The 23,361-nt window shown below is 62.1% G+C and carries 21 protein-coding genes; 9 read left to right on the forward strand and 12 right to left on the reverse strand.

What is annotated here, in order from left to right; all coding sequences use genetic code 11:
* Window positions 1–479 (forward strand): M3 family metallopeptidase (locus AC2FM5_RS04410; protein ID WP_496734104.1); only part of this gene is annotated, 479 nt, incomplete at its 5' end.
* Between the two features lie 36 nt (window positions 480–515).
* Here the strand turns inward: AC2FM5_RS04410 and AC2FM5_RS04415 are convergent.
* From AC2FM5_RS04415 to AC2FM5_RS04440, 6 genes are all read right to left on the reverse strand, one after another.
* Window positions 516–1,448: a 2-hydroxyacid dehydrogenase gene (locus tag AC2FM5_RS04415; RefSeq protein WP_496734105.1), complete on the reverse strand. Its 933-nt coding sequence runs from the start codon at window positions 1,446–1,448 to the stop codon at window positions 516–518.
* Between the two features lie 15 nt (window positions 1,449–1,463).
* Window positions 1,464–2,603 (reverse strand): rod shape-determining protein RodA, encoded by a 1,140-nt coding sequence (gene rodA / locus AC2FM5_RS04420; RefSeq protein WP_170343283.1) that lies wholly within the window; start codon window positions 2,601–2,603, stop codon window positions 1,464–1,466.
* Window positions 2,600–4,546, reverse strand: a complete 1,947-nt coding sequence (mrdA, locus tag AC2FM5_RS04425) for a penicillin-binding protein 2 (RefSeq protein ID WP_170445636.1) — start codon at window positions 4,544–4,546, stop codon at window positions 2,600–2,602. The genes rodA and mrdA overlap by 4 nt, the downstream gene beginning before the upstream one ends.
* Window positions 4,543–5,079, reverse strand: a complete 537-nt coding sequence (locus AC2FM5_RS04430; protein WP_170342115.1) for a rod shape-determining protein MreD — start codon at window positions 5,077–5,079, stop codon at window positions 4,543–4,545. The genes mrdA and AC2FM5_RS04430 overlap by 4 nt, the downstream gene beginning before the upstream one ends.
* Window positions 5,072–5,974 carry a rod shape-determining protein MreC gene (mreC, locus tag AC2FM5_RS04435; protein WP_170365324.1) on the reverse strand — a complete coding sequence of 301 codons (903 nt, stop codon included), beginning with the start codon at window positions 5,972–5,974 and terminating at the stop codon, window positions 5,072–5,074. Before mreC ends, AC2FM5_RS04430 begins: the two co-directional genes overlap by 8 nt.
* Window positions 5,975–6,035: 61 nt before the next feature.
* On the reverse strand, window positions 6,036–7,082 hold the full coding sequence (locus tag AC2FM5_RS04440) for a rod shape-determining protein (RefSeq protein ID WP_093963423.1): 1,047 nt from the start codon (window positions 7,080–7,082) through the stop codon (window positions 6,036–6,038).
* Window positions 7,083–7,238: 156 nt separating this feature from the next.
* Between AC2FM5_RS04440 and AC2FM5_RS04445 the strand changes: the two genes are divergently transcribed.
* A complete protein-coding gene (locus AC2FM5_RS04445; RefSeq protein WP_170360211.1) occupies window positions 7,239–8,024 on the forward strand; it encodes a 23S rRNA (adenine(2030)-N(6))-methyltransferase RlmJ in 786 nt (261 codons plus the stop codon).
* A gap of 170 nt (window positions 8,025–8,194) precedes the next feature.
* Here AC2FM5_RS04445 and AC2FM5_RS04450 read toward each other — a convergent pair whose 3' ends face one another.
* A complete protein-coding gene (locus AC2FM5_RS04450) occupies window positions 8,195–9,766 on the reverse strand; it encodes a 2-isopropylmalate synthase (protein WP_496734106.1) in 1,572 nt (523 codons plus the stop codon).
* A 287-nt stretch (window positions 9,767–10,053) separates the two neighbouring features.
* On the opposite strand from AC2FM5_RS04450, the gene AC2FM5_RS04455 reads away from it, so the two are divergent.
* The gene (locus AC2FM5_RS04455) at window positions 10,054–10,719 is read left to right on the forward strand and encodes an SDR family NAD(P)-dependent oxidoreductase (RefSeq protein ID WP_496734108.1); all 666 of its coding nucleotides are present in this window, start codon (window positions 10,054–10,056) and stop codon (window positions 10,717–10,719) included.
* Between the two features lie 4 nt (window positions 10,720–10,723).
* Here AC2FM5_RS04455 and AC2FM5_RS04460 read toward each other — a convergent pair whose 3' ends face one another.
* Window positions 10,724–12,196 (reverse strand): MORN repeat-containing protein, encoded by a 1,473-nt coding sequence (locus AC2FM5_RS04460; RefSeq protein WP_496734109.1) that lies wholly within the window; start codon window positions 12,194–12,196, stop codon window positions 10,724–10,726.
* 156 nt (window positions 12,197–12,352) lie between these two features.
* Between AC2FM5_RS04460 and AC2FM5_RS04465 the strand changes: the two genes are divergently transcribed.
* From AC2FM5_RS04465 to AC2FM5_RS04475, 3 genes are all read left to right on the forward strand, one after another.
* Entirely contained in the window at window positions 12,353–14,011 is a 1,659-nt protein-coding gene (locus AC2FM5_RS04465) for an NAD+ synthase (RefSeq protein WP_496734110.1), read from the forward strand.
* Window positions 14,012–14,311: 300 nt separating this feature from the next.
* Window positions 14,312–14,587: a hypothetical protein gene (locus AC2FM5_RS04470; RefSeq protein ID WP_496734111.1), complete on the forward strand. Its 276-nt coding sequence runs from the start codon at window positions 14,312–14,314 to the stop codon at window positions 14,585–14,587.
* Window positions 14,588–14,731: 144 nt separating this feature from the next.
* Window positions 14,732–16,063: an NAD(P)/FAD-dependent oxidoreductase gene (locus tag AC2FM5_RS04475; RefSeq protein WP_496734112.1), complete on the forward strand. Its 1,332-nt coding sequence runs from the start codon at window positions 14,732–14,734 to the stop codon at window positions 16,061–16,063.
* Here the strand turns inward: AC2FM5_RS04475 and AC2FM5_RS04480 are convergent, their stop codons facing one another.
* Window positions 16,064–16,996: an MBL fold metallo-hydrolase gene (locus tag AC2FM5_RS04480; RefSeq protein WP_496734113.1), complete on the reverse strand. Its 933-nt coding sequence runs from the start codon at window positions 16,994–16,996 to the stop codon at window positions 16,064–16,066.
* Between the two features lie 115 nt (window positions 16,997–17,111).
* On the opposite strand from AC2FM5_RS04480, the gene AC2FM5_RS04485 reads away from it, so the two are divergent.
* Together AC2FM5_RS04485 and gltX are read left to right on the forward strand one after the other, a co-directional pair.
* Entirely contained in the window at window positions 17,112–17,546 is a 435-nt protein-coding gene (locus tag AC2FM5_RS04485) for a DUF1801 domain-containing protein (RefSeq protein ID WP_496734115.1), read from the forward strand.
* A gap of 74 nt (window positions 17,547–17,620) precedes the next feature.
* Window positions 17,621–18,946 (forward strand): glutamate--tRNA ligase, encoded by a 1,326-nt coding sequence (gltX, locus tag AC2FM5_RS04490; protein WP_496734117.1) that lies wholly within the window; start codon window positions 17,621–17,623, stop codon window positions 18,944–18,946.
* 71 nt (window positions 18,947–19,017) lie between these two features.
* On the opposite strand, the gene AC2FM5_RS04495 is transcribed toward gltX, so the two are convergent.
* Window positions 19,018–19,587, reverse strand: a complete 570-nt coding sequence (locus AC2FM5_RS04495) for a gamma-glutamylcyclotransferase family protein (protein ID WP_170601232.1) — start codon at window positions 19,585–19,587, stop codon at window positions 19,018–19,020.
* A gap of 97 nt (window positions 19,588–19,684) precedes the next feature.
* Here AC2FM5_RS04495 and AC2FM5_RS04500 point away from each other — a divergent pair, with 97 nt between their 5' ends.
* Window positions 19,685–20,131: an RrF2 family transcriptional regulator gene (locus AC2FM5_RS04500; RefSeq protein WP_170360231.1), complete on the forward strand. Its 447-nt coding sequence runs from the start codon at window positions 19,685–19,687 to the stop codon at window positions 20,129–20,131.
* Window positions 20,132–20,133: 2 nt separating this feature from the next.
* On the opposite strand, the gene AC2FM5_RS04505 is transcribed toward AC2FM5_RS04500, so the two are convergent.
* Together AC2FM5_RS04505 and AC2FM5_RS04510 are read right to left on the reverse strand one after the other, a co-directional pair.
* Complete coding sequence (locus AC2FM5_RS04505) at window positions 20,134–22,659, reverse strand: ABC transporter permease (protein ID WP_496734120.1); 2,526 nt, start codon at window positions 22,657–22,659, stop codon at window positions 20,134–20,136.
* On the reverse strand, window positions 22,656–23,351 hold the full coding sequence (locus AC2FM5_RS04510; RefSeq protein ID WP_170372157.1) for an ABC transporter ATP-binding protein: 696 nt from the start codon (window positions 23,349–23,351) through the stop codon (window positions 22,656–22,658). The genes AC2FM5_RS04505 and AC2FM5_RS04510 overlap by 4 nt, the downstream gene beginning before the upstream one ends.
* Window positions 23,352–23,361 lie beyond the last annotated feature (10 nt).

Here is a 23,361-nt window from a genome sequence, read left to right on the forward strand (position 1 = left end):
CCGAAACCGGAGCTCCGATGCCACCGCAACTGCTGGACAGAGTTCTGGGTGCCGCCAATTTCGATCAGGGTTTTCAGACGGTCGAATATGTCGCCTCGGCGCTGGTCGACCTGGCCTTTCACGACGGTCCGACCCCGGCGGACCCCATGGCGAAGCAGGCTGAGGTTCTGGCCGAGATCGGGATGCCGCTTGCCATCGGTATGCGCCACGCGACGCCGCATTTCGCTCATGTATTTGCAGGTGATGGCTACAGCTCGGGTTACTACAGCTACATGTGGTCCGAAGTGATGGATGCCGACGCGTTTGCTGCCTTCGAAGAGGCAGGAGGCGCGTTTGATCCCGAGCGGGCGCAGGCTCTGGAGGACAACATTCTGTCCAAAGGAGGCTCGAAGGAGGCCGAAGATCTCTATCTGGCGTTCCGGGGCCGGTTGCCGGGTGTCGAAGCCCTGCTGAAAGGTCGGGGACTGGTGGACGCATAGCGCTCGGCAAGACGGGGGCGGCGGTCCCCGATGGCCCTAGTACCCGAGTGCGCGGTCGACGAGATGCAGCAGCGGCCGTCCGGATTCGCTGCGTTGGATGTTTTCGCAGATCACCTGCGCAGCCGTTTCGGGCCGGGTTTCCGACGCGATATGCGGCGTGACGGTCACATTTGGATGCGCCCAGTACGGATGATCGGGGGGCAGCGGCTCGGCGCGGAACACATCCAGCGTGGCATGCCCCACTTGGCCGGTGTTCAGCGCTTGCAACAGCGCTTCGTCGTCAATCAGCGGGCCTCGGCCGGGGTTCAGTATGCGCGCACCTTTTGGCAGAAGTGCCAGAGTGTCCGCGTTCAGAGTGTTCTCCGTGGCTACCGTTTCAGGCAGCAGCAGGACGAGTATCTCGGCCTGGCTCAGGGCCACGCGCAGCCCGTCTGGTCCGTGCAGGCACGTGACACCAGACACGTCCTTGGCCGAACGGCTCCACCCTGTCATGTTGAAGCTCAACGCCGCCAGCGCCCGTGCCGCAGCTCGGCCCAAGGCGCCAAGTCCCAAAACGCAGACCGATCGCTGTGTGGCGAGCGGAGGCGGATCCGGGGCCCATACCCCATCCTGGACCGTGATGTGTCGATCCATGCCCAGATGGTAGCGCAGAACGTGCCCCACGACCCATTCGGTCATGCCCTGGGTAAGACCGTGATCGACCATCCGGGCCAACGGCACGGTCAGCGTGTCGTTCGAGGCTATCTTCTCGACACCGGCCCATAGGCTGAGCACGGCCTTCGCGCGCGTGTAGGACGTGAAATCAAGCAGCCCGCCATTGGGTGCATAGACGATGTAATCCACCTGATCGGGCGGCAGGTCGGTGGCGATAGTGGCTTTGATCCCCGCATCGGCCAGCCCGTTGTTCAGCAAGGGCTCGTAAACCGGCCAAAGTGTCGGGCGGGCGGAAAACAGGACGTTCACGGACATGGTCGGCCTTTCGGATCAACGAGGACGGTGAATATGCGCGCTTTGCACGATGCCGAAGGCGGCCATCAGAACCAACATGGCCGAGCCCCCATAGCTGACCATCGGCAACGGAACACCGACCACCGGCGCCAGCCCCATGACCATCGACATGTTGACGGCGAAGAACAGGAAGAAGTTCAGCGAAATGCCCAGTGTCACCAACGATGAGTACCTGTCCTTGGTCGACAGCGCCGTGACGAGGCAGAAGATCAGGATCAGTCCGTAAAGCAGCAACAAGGTTGTGCCCCCGACAAAACCGAACTCTTCGGCCAGTGTCGTGAAGATGAAGTCGGTGTGCTTTTCGGGCAGGAAGTTCAGGCGTGACTGGGTGCCTTGCATGAAGCCTCGACCGTTCCAGCCGCCGGATCCCAGGGCAATCTTGGACTGGGTGATGTGATACCCCGCGCCCAACGGATCGGTCGAGGGGTCAAGGAATGTGTCGATGCGCCGGAACTGATAGTCCTTAAGCAACTGCCAATCGGTGCCACGGCTTTTGAACACCGTTGAAACCAAGCCGACACCCGCCGCGATGACCGCTGCGAAATAGGCCCAATGCACGCCCGCCAGAAACATCAGGCCTCCTCCGGCCGCCAACAGCAGGATTGCGGTTCCCAGATCGGGCTGGCGCAGCACCATGAAGGTCGGGATCAGGATCAGGACAACCGGGATCAAGACCCAAAGCGGGCGCGAGGTTTTGTAGGAGGGAAGCCAATCGTAGTAGGCCGCCAGCAACATGACCAAAGTCACCTTTGCCAGTTCTGAGGGCTGCAGGCGCATGAACCCCAGGTCGATCCAGCGTTGCGCGCCCATGCCGATGGTGCCGAACAGTTCGACGAACAGCAGAAGCCCCAAAGAAACAAGATAGGCGACGACGGACATGTTGCGCCAGAACCAGATCGGAACCAATGCGACGATGAACATGACCGTCAGGCCCAGGCCAAACCGTTCCATCTGTGGTTCCGCCCACGGCGACCACGAGCCGCCGGCCACCGAATACAGCATCAGAAAACCGGCACTTGCGACGCTGATCAGCAAAAGCGTCAGCGGCCAGTTCATGTACAGAACCTTGCGGATCCCCGTCGGCGTGGTCTTGACCGCATATTCAAGATAGCTCATGCGCGGTCCTTTTCGTCAGGGCGCGCTTTCGGGCGGCGATCACCTTCCAGACGTTTCTGCTGTTCCTTGATGCGGTCGCGGTCGGCCACGGGATATGCTTCCAGCGGCGGGGTGCCGTTGTACAGAGCCTGCAGCATCACGTCCCGGGCCACGGGGGCTGCAGCCTTCGAACCGCCGCCGCCATGTTCGACCACGACGGCCACCGCATATTTCGGATTGTCGTAAGGGGCAAAGCTGACATACAGCGCGTGGTCCCGCCGTTCCCAGGGCAGGTCTTCGTTGCGGATGACCCCGGCGGCCCGTTCGGCCTTGGTGATGTTGCGCACCTGGCTGGTGCCCGTCTTGCCGGCCATGCGGAATTCGTCTGCGATGATCCGGCTGCGATAAGCGGTGCCGCGACGGTCGTTCGAGACCTTGTACATCGCGTTGCGCACCTGTTCCAAGTTGGCCGGATTGACGTCCAGCGGCTCGCCCGCGCCCGTAGGCTGTTCGACCCCGTCGACACTGCGGATCAGACGCGGTGTCACCGATCGGCCGGTCGCGATGCGTGCAGTCATGACGGCCAGTTGCATCGGCGAGGCCAACATGAAGCCCTGCCCAATCGAGGCATTTGCCGTGTCGCCGACCAGCCAGTCCTGTCCGTGGGTGGTCTGTTTCCATTCCTGGTTCGGCGCAAGGCCAGCCGCCACGGCGGACATCGGCAGGTCGTGTTTGATGCCGAGGCCGAATTTGCGCGCCATGTCCGAAATCTTGTCGATCCCGACCCGCAGGGCGACGTCGTAATAGTAGACGTCGCAACTGCGCTTCAACGAGGTCTCCAGATCGACCATCCCGTGTCCGCCGCGCTTCCAGCAGTGGAATCGACGGCTGCCCACCTTCAGGTAGCCGGGACAATAGACGGTGTTGCCCGGACCGACGACGCCGGCCTCGAGCGCGGCCAGCGCGGTGATCATCTTGAAGGTCGAACCGGGCGGGTAGGTGCCCTGAACCGTCTTGTTGGCCAACGGGCGGTGGTTGTCCTGGGTCAGGGCCTGGTAATCCGCCACCGAGATCCCGCGCACGAACAGGTTGGGGTCGAAGCTGGGGGTCGAACTGATGGCCCGCAGATCGCCCGTCTCACAGTCGATCACGACCGCAGCGGCGCTTTCGCCGGCCAGCCGGGCCTGCGCGTATTCCTGCAGGTCGGCATCGATGGTCAATTGCAGGTCGGCGCCGGGCTGGCCCTCGCGGCGGTCAAGTTCCCGCATCACCCGGCCAGTCGCGTTGACCTCGACCCGCTTGGCGCCCGCCTTGCCGCGCAGCAGGTCTTCCTTCTTGGCCTCAAGCCCGACCTTGCCGATCTGAAAGCGCGGGATCATCAGAACCGGCTCGGGGTCTTCCATCTTGCTCAGGTCATAGTCGCTGACAGGTCCGACATACCCGACCACATGGGCGAAATCCTCGTAGCGGGGATATTGGCGGGTCAGTCCGACTTCGGGCGTGACGCCGGGAAGGGCGGGGGCATTGATCGCCACCTTCGAGATATCTTCCCAGGTGACCTGGTCGGCCAGCGTAACCGGCAGAAACGGCGCTGTACGTTTCATCTCGGCTTTGGCCCGCTCGATCTCGTCTTCGTTCAGCGGAATCAGTTGTGACAGTTTGGCAATGACCTTGTCGACGTCGCCCGCATCCTCGCGCACGATCACGATGCGGTAGGACGGCGCATTCTGCCCGATGATCTGACCATTGCGGTCATAAATGCGCCCTCGGGTTGGCGGAATGAGCCGGATGTTGATGCGGTTTTCTTCGGCCAACAGGCGATATTGGTCGGCCTGATCGACCTGCATGTAACGCATGCGGGCCGCCAGGCCGCCGACGAATGCGAATTGCATGCCACCCAGCACCAGCGCGCGCCGGGTCAGCCTTTTGTATGCGGCACCTTGTGTTTTGGGTGTGCGTTTCATGAGCGTGTTCCCACAGTGGCAACATCTACCGCAGATGGCCTGCGGACGCCAAATATGGTTTGGCTGAATGCAACGACAAGCGGGTAGGCGAGGACCGTGAAGACCACTTGGACAAATACCGGGCCAATGCTGGCCTGACTGACGGACAGCAGCGCCAGAACTGTCCGGTTGAAGGCAAAGATTGCCGCGATGACGACGCCCACCGTCGTCCACTCGCCCACGAATCCGACGTCGCGCATTCCGGGGCCTGCCGATCGCAGATAGGCAGAACCGATGACGACGGATGCCGCCAGCAGTCCCGGCGGCCGTTGCAGCAACAGGTCGGCCATCAGCATGACCGCAGCTATGCTGAGTGTCGGTACATATTCCGGCCGCCTGAGGACCCATGCAAAGGTCAGGCAGATCAGGAAGTCAGGAAAGGGCAGACGACCCGGTTGCGTGTTCAGAGGCAACAGGTGAAAGAACATCACCGTCAGAGCGAGGAACAGGTACAGGCCCCGCATCAGCCATAGACGTGACGCGGCGCTATCCATCGGCGGCCTCCTCGGTCGGGAGAAGAGCCTCGGGGCGCGGAGGTCCGACGATGCCGCCCGGGTCTCGGATCGGGGCGGCCGAGTGGTAGCGCAGGACGCGCAGGAATTCCAAACGCTCGAAATCCGCGGACAGTCGGACGCGCAGACGCCCCCCTGGATCGGCGGCGATCTGGCCGATCAGAAGGCCCGCAGGAAATACGCCGCCGTCGCCTGAGGTCACCACACGGTCGCCGGGTCGCACCAGTTCACGGCTTTCAAGAAACTCGACGGCTGGGGCAGGGGTATTGTCACCGGTAATCAGCGCGGTCTGGCCCGAGGGCTGGATCGTGGCGGGAATCGCGCTCGAGGCGTCGGTCAACAGGATGACCCGCGCGGTATCCGGGCCAACGCCAGAAATCCGGCCCACCAGCCCGATGCCGTCCATTGCGGCCCAGCCGTCGACGATCCCGTCACGCTCGCCGACGTTCAGCAAGACAGATTGCCGAAATGGCGAGCCGCTGTCGGCCATGACGACCCCGGTAATATAAGTCAGACGCGGATCCAGTCGAACGTTGTTCAGGTCCAGAAGCCGCGCGTTTTCCTGCTCCAGCTGCAGGGCCGCCTCTTTCCAGGCGCGCATGCGGCGCAGTTCACTGCGCAGTTCCTGGTTCTGCTCGCTCAGCCTTTGGTAGCTTTGGAAATCCCGTACGAGGTTAATCGCGGCCGTGACCGGAACCATCGCCCATTCCATCGAGGGCACAACGGCATCCACCACTTGGGCCCGGAACCTTTCGACCCGCGGGCTGTCGATGCGCCAAATCAGGAATATGCCCAGCAGACACAGAACAAGGATCCCCATGAACAAGCGGCGCAAGGGGGTGGTGTAGTCGTCGCGCTGTGCTCGGTCTTTTGCCACAGGACTCCTTCCCGTGCTGCTCGTGCCCGATCTTGAATCCTCAGATCAGAGGGTGCGCGCCTTAGCTTTCGTAGTCAATCGCGTGGCGCAGCTGTTTTTCGTATTCCAGTGCCTTGCCGGTGCCCAAAGCCACACAATTCAGGCTTTCGTCGGCAATCGACACGGCCAATCCGGTCTGTTCGCGCAGGGCCAGGTCCAGATCACCCAGCAGCGCGCCGCCACCGGTCAGCATCACGCCCCGGTCCACGATGTCCGCGGCCAGATCCGGCGGGGTGGTTTCCAGCGCGGTCATCACCGCCTCGCAGATCTGCTGGACGGGTTCCGACAGCGCCTCGGCCACCTGGGCCTGGCTGATCTCGATTTCTTTGGGAACACCGTTCAGAAGGTCGCGCCCGCGGATGTGCATCGACTGCCCGCGCCCGTCATCGGGCATCCGGGCGGTGCCGATGGTGGTCTTGATCCGCTCGGCGGTGGATTCGCCCACCAGCAGGTTCTGCTGACGACGCAGGTACGAGATGATCGCCTCGTCCATGCGGTCGCCCCCCACGCGGACTGAGCGAGCATAGACGATGTCTCCCAGCGACAGGACAGCCACTTCGGTGGTTCCGCCGCCGATATCCACGACCATGTTGCCGGTGGGATCGGTGATCGGCATCCCGGCTCCGATGGCGGCGGCAATCGGCTCGGCGATCAGACCCGCGCGCCGCGCGCCTGCTGACAGAACCGATTGACGGATTGCGCGCTTTTCAACCGGCGTTGCACCATGGGGAACGCAGACGATGATCTTGGGCTTCGAGAAGGTCGAACGCTTGTGCACCTTGCGGATGAAGTGCTTGATCATCTCCTCCGCGGTGTCGAAATCGGCGATCACCCCTTCGCGCATGGGGCGGATGGCCTCGATCGAGCCGGGGGTGCGGCCCAGCATCAGCTTGGCGTCCTCGCCCACGGCCAGAACCTTCTTGACCCCATCCTTGACATGGTAGGCAACAACCGAGGGTTCCGACAGGATCACGCCACGCCCCTTGACGTAGACCAGCGTGTTGGCCGTCCCGAGGTCGATGGCCATATCCGCTGTGAACAGGCCGCCCAAACTGTCAAAGATCCCCATATTCCCCTGATCCTGTCTGTCAGATGTTTTCTACTGCCCGCGACTCGACGGTTCCGGGACGGATGACTTATAGGGTGCCATGACGCCCGGTTAAAGGCCTGATTCCGCGTAAATCAGCACCTTTCCGCCTCTTTGACAGGGACTTTAGAAGGCAACATGCTCTCATATCAACACATTTACCACGCGGGAAATCTGGCGGACGTGCAAAAGCACGCTTTGTTGGCATGGATGCTGGACTACATGACCCGCAAGGACAAGCCGATCAGCTATCTAGAGACCCATTCGGGGCGTGGTCTGTACCACCTCGATGCGGCCGAGGCCGTGCAGACCGGAGAGGCGGCGGCAGGGATCGGGCGCGCGCTGAGCAACGGGTGGTTTGCCGACGATCACCCGCTGGCACGCGCGTTGCACGCGGTCCAGGCGCAGTTTGGCGAAACGGCCTACCCGGGCTCGCCGATGATTGCGGCAAGCCTGCTGCGTCCGCAGGACAGTCTGCATTTCGCCGAGCTTCATCCGCAGGAATACGCAGCGTTGAAAAATGCGCTGACCGGGCGCGGTGCCAAGACCTACAGACAGGACGGGTTCGAGCTGGCTCAGTCGGTTCTGCCGCCCACGCCTCGGCGCGGGATGATGCTGATTGACCCTAGCTACGAGGTAAAGGCGGACTATGGCCGCCTGCCGGGGCTGATCGCCAAGTATCACCGCAAGTGGAACGTGGGTCTCATTACCCTGTGGTACCCGATACTGACGGACGATCGCCACGTTCCTATGGTGTCGGCACTGAAAGGCTTGGATCTTCCCAAGACGTTCGTGCACGAAGTTCGGTTTCCGCCCGCGCGTGAGGGTCACCGGATGATCGGTTCGGGCATGTTCGTGGTCAACGCGCCCTTCGGGATCGAAGACGAAGCGGCGCGTCTTTCCGACCTGTTCGCAAAGATCTGACGGCGCTTCGGGGGCGCGAAGGCCTCCCGCCCCGTCTGACAGCATCAAAGATGCCGCCAAACGTGTTGGGCCCGGCACCGCGCCTTGGCGCGGTGCCGGGCCCAAGTCCGTCAGGCTGCGCGGCGAAGCCGGGCTGCCGCGGGCGCGGGAGCCCTGCCTGCCATGTCTGATCAGGTCAGATCCTTGTAGCTGATCTCGCGCGCATCCGCGCCCGGGCCGGCCTTTTCGCGGCGCATGATCAGACGGTTCAGCGCGCTGATATAGGCCTTGGCCGACGCCACCACGGTATCCGTGTTCGCGGATTGGCCCGTGGCGATCATGCCGTCTTCCTCCAGGCGTACGGAAACAGTGGCCTGTGCGTCGGTGCCCTCGGTGACGGCATGCACCTGGTAGAGCTGCAGATGCGCCTTGTTCGGGTAGATGGCCCGGATCGCCTTGAAGGTCGCGTCGACCGGTCCGTCGCCGTGCTCGGTGGCGATGATATCCTTGCCGTCGACCTCCAGTTCGACCGTCGCTTCGGCCTGACCGCCGGTGCCGCAGGTGACTTTCATCGAGACCAGCTGCAGGTGGTCGTTGGCCTCGTCATCTGCACTCATCAGCGCGATCAGGTCGTCGTCGAACACCTCTTTCTTGCGGTCGGCCAGATCCTTGAACCGCACGAAGATGTCCTTGAGCTGGTTGTCCCCGATCTCATAGCCGAGTGTCTCCAGTTTGTCGCGCAGCGCGGCCCGGCCGGAATGCTTGCCCAACGGAAGCGACGTGCCTGAAAGGCCGATATCCTCGGGGCGCATGATCTCGAAATTCTCGCGGTTCTTCAGCATGCCATCCTGATGGATGCCGCTTTCATGCGCAAAGGCGTTCTTGCCGACGATCGCCTTGTTGAACTGCACCGGAAAGCCCGAAACCGTCGCCACCCGACGCGAGATGTGCATGATCTTGGTCGTGTCGATGCCCGTCTTCCACGGCATTATGTCGTTGCGGGTGCGCAGGGCCATCACAACCTCTTCCAGCGCGGTATTGCCCGCGCGTTCGCCCAGTCCGTTGATCGTACATTCGATCTGCCGGGCCCCGCCTGCAACGGCGGCCAGAGAGTTGGCGGTCGCCATTCCAAGGTCGTTGTGGCAATGGGTGGCGAAAACCACTTCGTCCGCGCCCGGAACGGTTTCGATCAGGCGTTTGATCAGGTCCGCGCTTTCAATCGGGGCAGTATAGCCCACCGTGTCGGGAATGTTGATCGTGGTCGCGCCGGCCTTGATGGCAATCTCGATCACGCGGCACAGATAGTCCCATTCGGTCCGGGTCGCATCCATCGGCGACCATTGCACATCTTCGCACAGATTGCGGGCGTGGCTGACGGTCTCGTGGATCTTTTCGGCCATCTCGTCCTGCGTCAGGTTCGGAATGGCGCGGTGCAGCGGCGAGGTGCCGATGAAGGTGTGGATCCGGTTCTTTTCGGCGTGTTTCACCGCCTCCCAGCAGCGGTCGATATCGGCGAAATTGGCGCGCGCCAGGCCGCAGATGCGGGCGTTCTTGGACCGCTGCGCGATTTCCGAAACGGCCTTGAAATCACCCTCAGAGGCGATCGGAAAGCCGGCCTCGATGATGTCGACGCCCATGTCATCCAGAAGCTCGGCGATTTCCAGCTTTTCGTCATGGGTCATGGTGGCGCCGGGGCTTTGCTCGCCGTCGCGCAAAGTGGTGTCAAAGATCAAGACGCGGTCTTGGTCGGTCACGTTGGTCATGGGAGTCACTTTCTTGTCTGTCCTAAAGCCATTGGCGCGCAGGCGTCCTCCTCTGAGCGGGCGCGCCGGATGGCACGCTCAGAGGCGGATTAGGATCAGTAGGCCACGCAGGGCAGCGCCGGCGGACGCGGCGAAAGCAAATGGGATATCTGCGCGGTTGATCATGGGTTCGAGGTTATACACCCCGAACCGGGAATGAAAAGACGGAAAATGCGCGGCTGTCCGATTTCGCGAAAGGATCGGAAACGGGGATTGATTGCGTGAGCAACTCCGCTAGCTGGAGGGCGATGAGAAACGCATTGGTCATAGGTGCAAGCGGGGGGATCGGCCGGGCCGTCTGCAATGCGCTTCTGTCGCGGTCGGTTCATGTGGTCGGTCTGTCGCGGTCGGAAAATGGGCTGGATTTGATGCAGCCGGAACTGGCCGACGAGATTCTAGGCCGGATCGAGGGGCCGTTCGACCTTGTTCTGGTCGCATCCGGCGCGCTCGAGATCGACGGGGCGGAACCGGAAAAGACCATTCGGGCGGTTTCGGCCAAGGCCATGATGGATCAGTTCGCCTTGAACGCAGTGGGGCCGGCGCTGGTTCTGAAACACGCGCATCGCCTGTTGCCGCGCAATGGTCGGGCGGTGTTTGCGGTACTGTCGGCACGGGTGGGCTCGATCGGCGACAATCGCCTGGGTGGCTGGGTCAGCTATCGCGCGGCCAAGGCGGCGGTGAACCAGATCGTGCACACGGCCGCAATTGAACTGGCCCGAACCCACAAGGATGCGATCTGCGTCGCCCTGCACCCCGGAACGGTCAAGACCCCGTTCACGCAGAAATACCTGGGCCGCCATCCCGCGGTGGAGCAGAGTGACGCCGCCCAAAACCTTCTGCGGGTTGTGGATGGTCTGACGGCTGATCAGACCGGCCAGTTTTTCGACTGGGCCGGCCAACCGGTTCCCTGGTAGCGGGCTATCCGTCCGATGGGGTGACTTCCGGGTCCAGTTCGGCCTCCGGTGCCTGCGGCTCGTTGCCCGATGGTTGCGCCGCGCCTGCTTCCGACAGGGCGCCGTTTTCCCAGGTGCCGCTTTCCTCTTCGCCATTTGCATAGCGCATTGTTCCAGAGCCCTGGCGTTTGCCGTTCACGAAGTTGCCTTCATAGACATCGCCATTTGCATATGTCGCGACACCTGAGCCGGTGATTTTGCCGTCGGTCCACTGGCCGGAATACTTGAAGCCATTCGCCATCACGACCTCGCCCTCGCCATGGCGCTGACCGTTCTGGAAGTCACCTGTGTAGACCGTTCCATCCGCGTAGGTGGCGGTGCCCTTGCCTTGACGCACGCCGTCTACCCATTCGCCATCGTAGCGAGACCCGTCGGCACGGGTCAGAACGCCGGTGCCGTGCGTTCGGGCATTCTTGAACTGTCCTTTGTAGATCGTGCCGTTCGTGTAGGTCGCGGTGCCCTGACCCTCGATCACCCCTGCAACCCAGTCGCCGTCATAGGACGACCCGTCGGGATAGGTGATCCGGCCTTTGCCATCGGCGAGGTCCGCCTTGAAGTCACCGACATAGACCGAGCCGTCGGGATAGGTCAGTTCGCCCAACCCTTCGATCTGACCGTTTTTCCAGTCTCCGGTGTAGACATAGCCGTCGGTGCCAGTGAACGTACCCTTGCCGTGTCGGCGGTCGTCGACGAAATCGCCTTCGTAGGTATCGCCGTTCGCGTAGGTCGCCTTTCCCTTGCCCTGCCGGCGCCCGTCCACCAGGGCGCCTTCGTAAACATCACCGTTGGCCTGTTTCAGTACGCCGGTTCCGGTGATCCGGTCCTCGGTCCATTCGCCGGAATAGATCATGCCGTCGGGCAAGGTCAGCGATCCGTTGCCCTGACGCTGGCCGGCAACGATATCGCCTTCGTATACCGCGCCGTCCGCATAGGTGATCTTGGCTTTGCCCTGGCGAACGCCGTCCACCCAGTCGCCATCATAGACATAGCCGCCGGGGTCGGTCATGACGCCCTTGCCGTCATGCTGGGCGTTCTTGAAGCCACCTTCGTAACGCATTCCGTTTGCGTATTGCGCGAGGCCGGTTCCGTTTATCGCGCCGTCGGTCCAGTCGCCCTCGTAGGTGCCGCCGTCGGCAAAGGTGATCTTGCCTTTGCCGTGCGGGCGACCTTTGACGAAATCGCCCTCGTAGACCGATCCATTGGCGTAACGTGCCACGCCTTTGCCCTGAATTTCTCCTTCGACCCACTCACCGGTGTATTCAAAGCCGTCGGGTAGGCGATAGGTGCCGGTTCCGTGACGCAGCCCGTTTTCAAAGGTGCCTTCGTAGACCCCGCCCACATCGTCATCTGCGGTGATGATCTGGCCCTGCTGCGCGGACGCGCTCTGTGCGGCGATGCCCATTGCGGCAACGGCAATCGTTGTACGAAAAGCGTTCATGGTAGTCCCTGCCTGCCCGATTGTCCCGTGGTGCATTGGTTCGTGCAAAACTATGACACTGATGAAGGTCGGGCAACGGGTTTTGCTGCATTGGCCTTTCACTTGCGGCCTGATCTGCTAAATGCCTTTTCAGGTGACGAGGGCAAGAGGGCAAAGATGGCCGACCATTTCCGCATCACGCTGGCGCAGCTGAACCCGACGGTGGGTGACATTGCAGGCAACGCCAAAAAAGCCCGTTCCGCATGGGAGCAGGGCCGCGCTGCGGGGGCCGATCTGGTCGCTCTGCCCGAGATGTTCATCACTGGCTACAACACTCAGGACCTGGTTCTGAAGCCGTCGTTTCACAAGGCTGCCATGGCGGCTGTGCAGCAGTTGGCGGAATCCTGCGCGGATGGTCCGGCGATGGCCATCGGTGGGCCTTGGGTCGAGGGTGGCAACCTCTACAACGCCTATCTGATCCTCAGCCGGGGGCGGATCGTCAGCAAGGTGTTGAAACACCATTTGCCCAACGAAACTGTGTTCGACGAGGTTCGGTTGTTCGACGCCGGGCCGTTGGGTGGCCCCTATGCGGTGGGCAACACTCGCATCGGCAGTCCGATCTGCGAGGATGGTTGGCACGAGGATGTTGCCGAGACGTTGCAGGAGACGGGCGCCGAGTTTCTTCTGATCCCCAACGGATCACCCTATTTCCGCGACAAGCACGATGTGCGCCTGAACCAGATGGTGGCCCGTGTGGTCGAAACCGGGCTGCCGGTGATCTACCTCAACATGGTGGGCGGGCAGGATGATCAGGTTTTCGATGGCGGGACATTTGGCCTGAATCCCGGCGGCGAACTGGCCTTTCGAATGCCGGTCTTCGACGAGGCGGTGATGCAGATCGATCTGCGGCGCGGTGATGAAGGATGGGCCATCGTCCCCGCCGAAATCGCCGAGCAGCCTGACGCGTGGGAGCAGGACTATCGCGCCATGGTGCAGGCGTTGCGCGACTATATGGGCAAGACCGGATTTTCCAAAGCACTGCTGGGACTGTCCGGAGGGGTCGATTCCGCGCTTGTTGCGGCCATCGCGGTTGACGCTCTCGGGGCCGAAAATGTGCGTTGCGTGATGCTGCCGTCGGAATACACCAGCGCCGAGTCGCTGGAGGATGCCGAAGCCGTCGCCAAGGCGCTGGGTGTGCGATACGACTATGTTCCGATCAGCCAGTCCCGCGCCGCCGTCACCGAGACCCTGGCGCCGCTGTTTGATGGTCTTCAGGCCGACATTACCGAGGAGAACATCCAGTCCCGTCTGCGCGGTCTGCTGTTGATGGCGATGTCCAACAAGTTTGGCGAGATGCTGCTGACCACCGGCAACAAATCCGAAGTGGCGGTCGGGTATGCCACGATCTATGGCGACATGAATGGCGGCTACAACCCGATCAAGGATCTGTACAAGACCCGGGTGTTCGAAACCTGCCGCTGGCGCAATGTCAATCACCGCGACTGGATGAAAGGACCGGCCGGCGAGGTCATTCGCCCCTCGGTCATCGACAAACCACCCAGTGCCGAGCTGCGCGAGGATCAGAAGGACAGCGACAGCCTTCCCGATTACCCGGTCCTGGACGGCATTCTCGACATCCTGGTTGATCAGGATGGCTCGATCGCGGATTGTGTTGCAGCCGGGTACGACGAGGCTGATGCCCGCCGGGTCGAGCACCTGATCTATATCAGCGAATACAAACGCTTTCAGTCCGCGCCGGGCACGCGCCTGACACCTCGGGCCTTCTGGTTGGACCGGCGCTATCCGATCGTGAATCGTTGGCGCGATCCGAGCTGACGGAAACTGCGGCTGAGCGCCCCGTGCCCGGGTCCGGGTGTTTGTTTACAAATGGGCGGCAATGAGGGGGGTCTCATGCTAACTGTTCCGCAGGTGGGGCGGAATTGCTGACAGCGCTTGGCCGCATCCTTGTTTTTTGGACATTTTTTTGCCATAGTTTAGGGCCGATCTTGCCACATATTTTGAAAGATCGGCGCGCGGGGGCCGGGCATTGATCTGTCGGCCGAAGCGCAGTTGAAGACCAAGTTTTCTGGTGACGCATCCATGGTGGGGTGCCGGTTATAAGGTTTAGGTGGTCCGATGGTTGATGGATATGACAAACCGCTGCATGCGCCGTTGAGGTACAAGACAATGGAGACACCGGCGCGCGAATTGGATGAGGCGCGTCTGGAAGCGGCAATCGCCGGTGTGTTGGCCGAGGCTGATGCAGAGAGCGAGGAGCCGTCCGAGGAGTTTTCAGCCAAACACCTGGAATTGCCCGAGCTTCAACCCGAAGAGACCGAGACAGAGACCCAAAACTCGGGTGTCGCAGCTTTGTTGCGTCAGAAATGGGCCGAGTTCTCGGGCGCGGCCTGAACCGGGTGCCGGTCTAATTGCATTGTGGCGTTTGCATCGACGCCACACAGCCGAACAAAGTGATGCTTTTTCCGTTATTCAGGATTGCCGGATGACGTTTGCCAAGGCTCGATGAAGCTCGTGTCTGACTAACAAGATCCGTTGATGCCCGGCCCCAAGCCCAACCCTGTAGAATCCGATCTTTGCCTGCCCAAATCCGTTGACGTCGTGATCGTCGGCGGAGGGATTATCGGTGTCTCAACCGCGCTGGAACTGGCGGAACGTGGCAATTCCGTCCTCTTGTGTGAAAAGGGCCAGATCGGCGCTGAACAGAGTTCACGGAATTGGGGCTGGGTTCGCCTGGGGCTGCGCGACCCGCGCGAAATACCGTTGATGACCGAATCGCTCAGGATCTGGCAATCGCTTGATGAGCGGATCGGGCGCAAAACCGGCTATGTGCAATCCGGCATTCTGTTCGGTGCGCGGACCGACCGGTCCGCAGCTGATATGGAACGCTGGTTGCGAAACCTCGAAGGCTACCAGACCGGCGCGCGCATGGTTTCCGGACCCGAGTTGGAACAGCACATGCCCGGCCTCAAGACCAAGCTGAAGGCCGCGCTTTTCACGCCGCAGGACGGGCGGGCCGAGCCGCAATGGGTTGCTCCGGCGTTGGCCGAGGCGGCGCGTGACCAAGGCGCGGTCATCATGACGAATTGCGCGGTACGCTGCCTCGACCTGCAAGCTGGTCGTGTTGCCGGGGTTTACACGGAACGGGGGCGGGTCGCTTGCGATCAAGTGGTTCTGGCCGGGGGGGCTTGGTCGCGGTTGTTTGCCGGTAACGAAGGAATCGCCCTGCCACAGCTGAAGGTGCTGAACACGGTTCTGCGGACCTCGCCTGTGGAACCAGGCCCGGAAACAGCTCTTTGGTCGGATGATTTTGCCATCCGCAAACGCGCCGACGGCGGGTACACGATCGCCTCGGGCCATGAAAACACGGTGGATATCGTTCCTGACAGTTTTCGGTTGGCTGCGAAATTCCTGCCGGCATTCGCGCAGGAATGGAAATCGCTCAGATTCCGCCTGTCGCACCGCTGGACCATTGAGGCGCGTCAGCGCCGGTCATGGGCGCCCACCGACGTAACCCCGTTCGAACTCTGTCGGATACTGGACCCGGAGCCGTCGCAGAAGGCGCTCCGCAAGTCATGGGCCAAGGCCCGTCAGGCGCTTCCGGCACTGGTTGGTGCCGAAATCGTGCAGAGCTGGGCAGGGATGATCGATGTGACCCCGGATGCAATCCCGGTCATCTCAAACGTGCAGGAAATCCCGGGACTGGTGATCGCAACCGGATTTTCGGGACATGGATTTGGTATAGGCCCCGGTGCTGGCCGCCTGGTGGCCGATCTGGTGATGAACACAGCGCCTTGTGTGGACCCGGCCGCCTTTCGACTGTCGCGGTTTTCGGACGGTACGAAAGTACGGCCGGACCCGGGGTATTGATCAGCCCATCATCTGATAGCTGACAGGCACAAATCGGAAGCCTCCGCCGCGCGGCTCGACATAGCCGGCGGCCGGGAAAGGCATGTGGTACCCGATCATCGGGACCTTGTCCGCGGCCAGCATACCCAACACGTTCCGACGCGATGCGGTGGCCGCTGCCTTGTCCATGTCAAACCGGACTTCCCATTCCGGATGCGCGAAGGACCATACATAGTGATTGGCAAGATCGGCGGTCAGGATCAGCCGCTGACCGATGCTTTCGAGATGATAGACCATATGGCCAGGCGTATGCCCGAAGGCCGCCATGGCGGTCACGCCGGATGCGACCTCGCCACCGTCTTCGATGAACGACATCTTTTCGGCCATCGGAGTGACCTTGGCTGCCACAAGATCGCCGACGCGGTTGCCGGCCTCCTGTGCTGACCAGAAATCATACTCGGCCGCGGCGGTCACATAGCGTGCGTTCGGAAAGGTCGCGGCATCGTTGGTCGTCATGCCGCCAATGTGGTCGGGGTGCATGTGGGTCAGGACCACAACGTTGATCGCCTCGGGGCCAACGCCCGCATCGGCCAGAGCCTTCTGGATACCGCCTTGGCCCAATCCCGTGTCAAACAGGATCAGTTCGGATCCGGTATTGACGAGCGTTGGCGTGAAGAAGAACTGGGCAATGTCGGGCGAGATGAAATTGTCGGCCGATACCTTGGCAAACTCCTCGTCTGACGCGCCACCGCCGAAAATCTCTTGGGCGCCGTCTCGCGGCAAGCTGCCATCCAACAGGGTCGTGACCGTGAAATTGCCCAGTTGAAAGCTGCGGGCGACGGTCGAGTTGGCCTTGGTTTCGGCCCCGGCAGCCAGTGACTGTGTCGCGATAGATGCAAAAGGTAGCGCAGCAGCGGTGCCCAAAGCGGCCCGGCGGGTCAGTTTCATGGTCATTTCAAAGTCTCCCTGTCAGATTACGTGCGACGAATTAGAACGCTTTCGGATAATTGCCACTTTCCACTCTACCATATGGGCTGCGCGCTGGCCGAACGCATGTTAAATCTTGTTCATGTCCCGCTCAGAAAACAAAACCGTTCCGACCGATCAAAGCGTCCAGGAATTCTTGGCAGCGATCCTGCCGGCCGCGCGCGCCGCGGAGGCGCAGAGGCTGAACACCCTGTTTGAAACCGTCACCGGGTTTCGGCCGGTCATGTGGGGGCCATCCATCGTTGGATACGGGCGGTATGACTACCGCTACAAGTCCGGGCGGGAAGGCACGTTTCTGGCCACCGGGTTTTCCCCACGCAAGGCCGCGTTTTCGATCTATATCATGCCGGGCTACTCCGATTTCGGCAGTATTCTGGCGCGCCTGGGCAAGCACAAGACCGGCAAATCATGTCTGTACGTGAACAAGCTGTCGGACATTGACGAGGACGTGCTGGCCGAATTGATCCGCGCAGGGTTGGATGACCTGTCATCACGTTGGCCCATCAAGTCCGAGTAAACGGCAAGCATTCGCACCGCCTTCTGGACAAAAACGCGCTCATGTGACATGAGCCGCGCCAACAGGAGACATCCATGACAACCACCCGTTTTGCCCCTTCGCCCACCGGTTATATTCATGTGGGCAACCTGCGCACCGCGCTGATGAACTATCTGATCGCCCGCAAGGCCGGCGGCACGTTCATCCTGCGTATCGACGACACCGACCCCGAGCGGTCGAAGGAAGAATATGTTGATGCGATCAAGCAGGATCTCGAGTGGCTGGGTCTGCACTGGGATCGGGTCGAACGGCAGTCGGACCGGCTGGACCGCTATGCGGAAGCAGCCGACAAGCTGCGCGAGATCGGCCGGTTCTACGAAGCCTTTGAGACCCCGACCGAGCTGGACCTCAAGCGCAAGAAGCAGCTGAACATGGGCAAGCCGCCGGTCTATGACCGCGCCGCCCTGAACCTGTCGGAGGCTGAGAAAGAGGCGCTGCGGTCTGAACGCGGCAACGGCGTGTGGCGGTTCAAGCTGGATCATGAGCGCATCGAGTGGACGGACGGCATTCTGGGTGACGTGTCGATCGATGCGGCCTCGGTGTCGGATCCGGTGCTGATCCGCGGCGACGGGCAGGTGCTGTACACGCTGGCCTCGGTGGTGGACGACACCGAGATGGGCGTGACCGACGTGGTGCGCGGCGCCGACCACGTGACCAACACAGCGACCCAGATTCAGATCATCAAGGCGCTGGGCGGAACCGTCCCGCGTTTTGCCCATCACTCGTTGCTGACCGGCCCGCAGGGTGAGGCGCTGTCCAAGCGCCTTGGAACGCTGGCGCTGCGCGATCTGCGCGAGCAGGGCGTGCAGCCGATGGCGCTGTTGAGCCTGATGGCGCGGTTGGGGTCTTCGGATCCGGTGGAGCTGCGCAGTGACATGGCCGAGTTGATCGAAGGTTTCGACGTGACCCGGTTCGGCTCGGCGCCGACCAAGTTCGACGTTCAGGACCTGTTTCCGCTGACGGCCCGATATCTGCAGACGCTGCCGCTCGAGAAGGTTTCCGACGCGGTGGCCGCGGCCGGTGTACCCGATGAACTGGCCGAGCCGTTCTGGATGATGGCGCGCGAGAACATCACCACGCTGAACGACCTGAAGGGCTGGTGGGAACTGTGCCGCGATGGGGCCGAGCCGCTGATCGACGACGAAGACCGCGAATTCGTCGCGCAGGCGATGGAACTGCTGCCCGAGGGGCCGTTTGACGGCGAGACCTGGGGCAAGTGGACGGCGGTCGTGAAAGAGGCGACCGGCCGCAAGGGCAAGGGCCTGTTCATGCCGTTGCGCAAGGCGCTGACCGGGATGGAGCGTGGCCCCGAGATGGCGACCTTTCTGCCGTTGCTGCAGGTCGTGCGGGCGCGAAAATAAGACACCGCGGGGCGGTGTCGCCTTTGATCTGAACAAGAACCAGAGGCGGGTGCTGCAGGCGCCCGCCTTCGTCACGCGGTTTGAACGATCCGGGCCGAAACCCGGGACAGGTGCTCATCGACCAAGGCTGTTTCGTCGGGGTGAAGCTGTTGGTGGCGCGGATAACGCGGCGCGTTCCGGTCATTCAGGATCGGCGCGTCCCACCCGTCGGTCGTGGCGAAGAAACGCTCGACACCCGGCAAGCCGAATGCGCGCAAATACCCCTGCACCACAACGTCCACATAGCTGAGCAAAACGGGGTGGCTGTGCGTCGGGTCCTTGCGGTGCTGTTCCGGAACCGCATAGACCGCAATCTCGACCTCTGTCTTCAGAGAATGAGTTATGGCGTGGGTGGCGGGGATCCGATCATAGGCCCACTCCCGTTCATCCAGTGCCGCCCAGTCGTTTTTGGGGACATGTGCGATCATGCCGTCGATCTCGCAGTCGGGATCCGGCACTGCGGTCAAGAAGGCGACCGGACGCAGATCGGTATGCCGCCACGCCCGGCGCCAGCCCTTGAGTCGCGCCGGGCGCGGGTCGGGAAAGTCATGCGTGGCAAGGTTTACGAGGCTGCCATAGCCAAAGAAATAGGGCTCTGCCATGTCGCGTGCTGTCCTTCTTGACGATTGATGTATGTCAAACCGTTTTTTTGCGGTCTGTGCAATAAGGCTGCATCTTGAAATTCGGGGGGAGGATCTGATGCGGATCACCAAACGAACAAATATCGCCGTGCGGCTGTTGATGTATTGCGCTGCACATCCGGATCGGCTCGTGACGAAATCCGAGATTGCGGATGTCTGCAACATCTCGGAAAACCATCTGGCGCAAGTCATCAACCAGCTGGGTCAGCTAGGGTATCTGAGCACGCAGCGCGGTCGCAACGGTGGAATGACACTGGGGCGGCCGGCGGACCAGATCCGGATCGGATCCGTCTTTCGCCATGTCGAGGGCAGTTTGCCGATCGCCGAGTGTTTTGCGGATGCCGACAACACCTGTCCGTTGACCGATGCCTGCCGCCTGCGTCTGGCGCTGCAGGACGCGGCCGAGGTCTTCTTTGCGTCGCTGGATGAAATATCGTTGGATGCTTTGGTTTGTGACAACGATCCGCTGCTGAAAATTCTGCAACCCGTTACCTGCGTGCGTTGAATTCAATCGCTGGCCCGCAGGACGCGGGCTGGGCTGACGGATAGGGGGCGGAGGGCGAAGAACAGCCCTGCCAGCAGCGTGACGGCCAGCCCGGCAGCGACGATACCCAATGCCGAAGGCCATATCACCGCAAAGCTGGTATCGAAAATGAATGTCGCCACCGCCCAGCCGCCAAGGATGCCGGCCAGCAGCGCCACGCAGCCCGCAGCCGCACCCAGAAGCGCCGAGCGCAAGCCAAAACTGAGAAGTATCCGTCGGCGATCTGCGCCGATCGTCTTGAGGATTGCGGCCTCGTAGCGACGTGCGGGCTCTCCCGCGGCCGCTGCGCCGATCAGGACCAGAAAACCGGTCAGCAAAGAGACACCGGCGCCGTAGGAGGTGGCCGAGGCCAAACCGGCAAGCAGGCCCGAGACACGGTCGATCGCGTCCCGAACCCGGATCGCGGTGATGTTGGGGAACTGGGTCGCAAGGTCTTGAAGGATGGCTGCCTCGGCCTCTTCCTCGGCATAAACCGTTGCAATGAAGCTATGAGGCGCGCCGGCCAGTGCGGACGGATTCATCGACATGATGAATCCCATGCCCGCGTTCGAGAAATCCACCTCGCGCAGCGATGTTATGGTCGCGGTGATATCACGCCCGAGAATGTTCACAGTCAGTTCGTCACCAAGCTTGAGACCCATTTCCTCGGCCTCTTCCGCGGCGAAGCTGATCTGAGGCGGGCCTGAATAGTCCTCTGGCCACCATTCCCCGGCGGTGATGCGGGCGTTTTGTGGCGCGTTGTCCGAATAGGTCACGCCGCGATCGCCTTCCAGAACCCAATGATCGCCCGCAACCTGATGTGCTGGCTGGCCGTTGATCTGCGAGATGATTCCGCGCAGCATTGGTGCGCTTTCTACACGTGTGACACCGGGGTCGTTTTCAAGCCGGCTGCTGAAGCCGGGCATCTGGTCTTTTTGAATGTCCACGAAAAAGTACGACGGCGCCACGTCCGGCAGGTTCCCGGATATCGCATTGCGCAGAGTGCCGTCGATCTGTCCGACCGCAGCCAGAACCGACAGGCCCAATCCCAGAGACAGGACCACCGATGCGGCACCTTCACGGGGGTCGGAAATTGCGGCAAGTGCCCAACGCAACGCCGGGCGGCCACGGGCGCGTGTGGCGGCCCTTTTTGCCACATAGCGGATGCCTTGGGCCGACAGCGCCAACAGCACCAATGCGCCGACAAATCCACCTCCGGTCCAGAGGGTCAGCCAGGGGGATCCGCTGAACCAAGCGGCGGTGGCGATCAGTGTCGCCAGGGCAAGGCCCGTCGCCAACAGGTAAGCGGCGCGGGGCAACCTGCGGGCACTGCTCAGCGCATCGCGGAACAGGGTCGCTGCCCGGACGTCCTCCGCCCGGGCAAGGGGCCACAGGGTGAAAAGCAAGGCGGTCAGCAGGCCATACAATGCCGCCTCGAACAGCGGTTGCGGATAGACAGAGAAAACGGCCGGTACGGGAAGCCGGCTTTCAATCAGGGGTGCCAGGAGAATCGGGGCCAGCCCGCCAAGGGCTACACCAGCGGCGATCCCGACAACCGAAAGAACGCCGATCTGGATCAGATAGGTCTGAAAGATCGTGGCGCGGTCAGCGCCGAGGGTGCGCAATGTGGCGATGGTTTCGGTCTTTCGGGCGAGATAGGCGCGTACGGCCGCGGACACGCCGATGCCGCCCACAGCCAGACCGGAGAGACCCACCAGCACCAGGAACGCGCCGAGGCGCGAAACGAATTCGGCAATTCCGGGTGCGCCGTTGCGCGCATCGGTCCAGCGCAGCCCCGAACCCTGCAGAACGCTCTCTGCCTGTTCCGAGACTTCTGTGAGGTCGGCTCCGACCGGCAGGTCCATACGGTATTTAGTCGAAAACAGCGTGCCGGGCTGCAATAGGCCCGAGTCTTTCAGATCGGCTGTGCGAACCAATGTGCGCGGGCCCAAGGTGAACCCATCTCCGGCCGCGTCGGGTTCGGATATCAGGGCGGCGGACAGCACAAAGTCCTGGGTGCCCAGTGCAAGACTGTCGCCGATGTCCAGCCCCAGACGCTCGATCAGAACCGGGTCCATCACTGCCCCGGGAAGAGTGGCATTTCCGTCCAACGCCTCGGACAGCGAGATTTCGGGGTCCAGTTGGACGGTGCCGATCAGAGGATAGGCGTCATCGATGGCCTTGACCTGAGTAAGTCCGCGTTGCGGTGCGTCGCTGCGGGTTACGGCCATCGAGCGGAAATCGACGACTTCGGACACGCGATCGGCGTTCTGCTCCATCCATGCGGTTTCTGCTTCGTTTGCGAAGCGGTAGGTCAGCTCGATCTGGGCATCGCCGCCCAGCAAGGCTGCCCCCTCCTGTGCAAGGCCAGTCATGATTGCTTGCCGCACCGATCCAACCGCAGCAATGGCGGCAACCCCCAGGGTCAGACAGGCCAGAAAAACCCGAAAGCCGCGTAAGCCGCCCCTGAGTTCACGTCGGGCCAGGCGCGTCGCCAGGCGCAAGCTCATTCCGCTGCCTCTTGGCTGGCCTCTTCGGTGATGCGGCCGTCGCGCAATCGGACGACCCGGTCGCAACTGCGGGCCAGCGAGTGGCTGTGTGTGACCAGAACCAGCGTTGCCCCGTGCCGGTCACGCAGGCCGAACAGCAAATCAACGATAGCCGCGCCATTCGCCTCATCCAGATTGCCGGTCGGTTCGTCCGCCAACAGGATCCGAGGCCGCGGGGCCGAAGCGCGGGCCAGCGCGACCCGCTGTTGTTCGCCGCCCGACAGTTGCGCCGGGTAGTGATCACGCCGATGCGAAAGCCCCACCGCCGCCAATTCGGCCTCGGCCCGATCGAAGGCATCGCGGTGACCGGCCAGTTCCAGCGGGGTGGCCACGTTTTCAAGCGCCGTCATCGTTGGGATCAGATGGAAATTCTGGAAAACGACGCCCATCGCATCACGACGAAAGCGGGCAAGCGCGTCCTCACTCATCAAGGTCAGGTCCTGCCCCAGTGCGGTGATGCGACCCGCGGTCGTCTGCTCCAGCCCACCCATCAGCATCAACAGCGAGGATTTGCCCGAACCGGATGGGCCGACGAGGCCCAGCGTCTCTCCCTCTTTGACGGTCAGATTGATGTCCCGCAAGATTTCAACGGGTCCGGCATTGCCATCCAGCGACAAAGCGGCATTTTGGAGTGTCAGAACGGGTTCAGTCATAAGTCTTTCC

Source organism: Ruegeria sp. BHSA162 (genome assembly GCF_059613385.1).

Excerpts from the sequence above, each read along its gene's own strand:
- AC2FM5_RS04450 (WP_496734106.1), bottom strand. The coding sequence starts at position 9,766 with ATGACCAACGTGACCGACCAAGACCGCGTCTTGATCTTTGACACCACT.
- AC2FM5_RS04470 (WP_496734111.1), top strand. The coding sequence starts at position 14,312 with ATGGTTGATGGATATGACAAACCGCTGCATGCGCCGTTGAGGTACAAG.
- mrdA (WP_170445636.1), bottom strand. The coding sequence starts at position 4,546 with ATGAAACGCACACCCAAAACACAAGGTGCCGCATACAAAAGGCTGACC.
- AC2FM5_RS04415 (WP_496734105.1), bottom strand. The coding sequence starts at position 1,448 with ATGTCCGTGAACGTCCTGTTTTCCGCCCGCCCGACACTTTGGCCGGTT.
- AC2FM5_RS04440 (WP_093963423.1), bottom strand. The coding sequence starts at position 7,082 with ATGGGGATCTTTGACAGTTTGGGCGGCCTGTTCACAGCGGATATGGCC.
- AC2FM5_RS04455 (WP_496734108.1), top strand. The coding sequence starts at position 10,054 with ATGAGAAACGCATTGGTCATAGGTGCAAGCGGGGGGATCGGCCGGGCC.
- AC2FM5_RS04480 (WP_496734113.1), bottom strand. The coding sequence starts at position 16,996 with ATGACCATGAAACTGACCCGCCGGGCCGCTTTGGGCACCGCTGCTGCG.
- rodA (WP_170343283.1), bottom strand. The coding sequence starts at position 2,603 with ATGAGCTATCTTGAATATGCGGTCAAGACCACGCCGACGGGGATCCGC.
- AC2FM5_RS04475 (WP_496734112.1), top strand. The coding sequence starts at position 14,732 with ATGCCCGGCCCCAAGCCCAACCCTGTAGAATCCGATCTTTGCCTGCCC.
- AC2FM5_RS04485 (WP_496734115.1), top strand. The coding sequence starts at position 17,112 with ATGTCCCGCTCAGAAAACAAAACCGTTCCGACCGATCAAAGCGTCCAG.
- AC2FM5_RS04445 (WP_170360211.1), top strand. The coding sequence starts at position 7,239 with ATGCTCTCATATCAACACATTTACCACGCGGGAAATCTGGCGGACGTG.
- AC2FM5_RS04500 (WP_170360231.1), top strand. The coding sequence starts at position 19,685 with ATGCGGATCACCAAACGAACAAATATCGCCGTGCGGCTGTTGATGTAT.
- AC2FM5_RS04465 (WP_496734110.1), top strand. The coding sequence starts at position 12,353 with ATGGCCGACCATTTCCGCATCACGCTGGCGCAGCTGAACCCGACGGTG.
- AC2FM5_RS04460 (WP_496734109.1), bottom strand. The coding sequence starts at position 12,196 with ATGAACGCTTTTCGTACAACGATTGCCGTTGCCGCAATGGGCATCGCC.
- AC2FM5_RS04505 (WP_496734120.1), bottom strand. The coding sequence starts at position 22,659 with ATGAGCTTGCGCCTGGCGACGCGCCTGGCCCGACGTGAACTCAGGGGC.
- AC2FM5_RS04510 (WP_170372157.1), bottom strand. The coding sequence starts at position 23,351 with ATGACTGAACCCGTTCTGACACTCCAAAATGCCGCTTTGTCGCTGGAT.
- gltX (WP_496734117.1), top strand. The coding sequence starts at position 17,621 with ATGACAACCACCCGTTTTGCCCCTTCGCCCACCGGTTATATTCATGTG.
- AC2FM5_RS04495 (WP_170601232.1), bottom strand. The coding sequence starts at position 19,587 with ATGGCAGAGCCCTATTTCTTTGGCTATGGCAGCCTCGTAAACCTTGCC.
- AC2FM5_RS04430 (WP_170342115.1), bottom strand. The coding sequence starts at position 5,079 with ATGGATAGCGCCGCGTCACGTCTATGGCTGATGCGGGGCCTGTACCTG.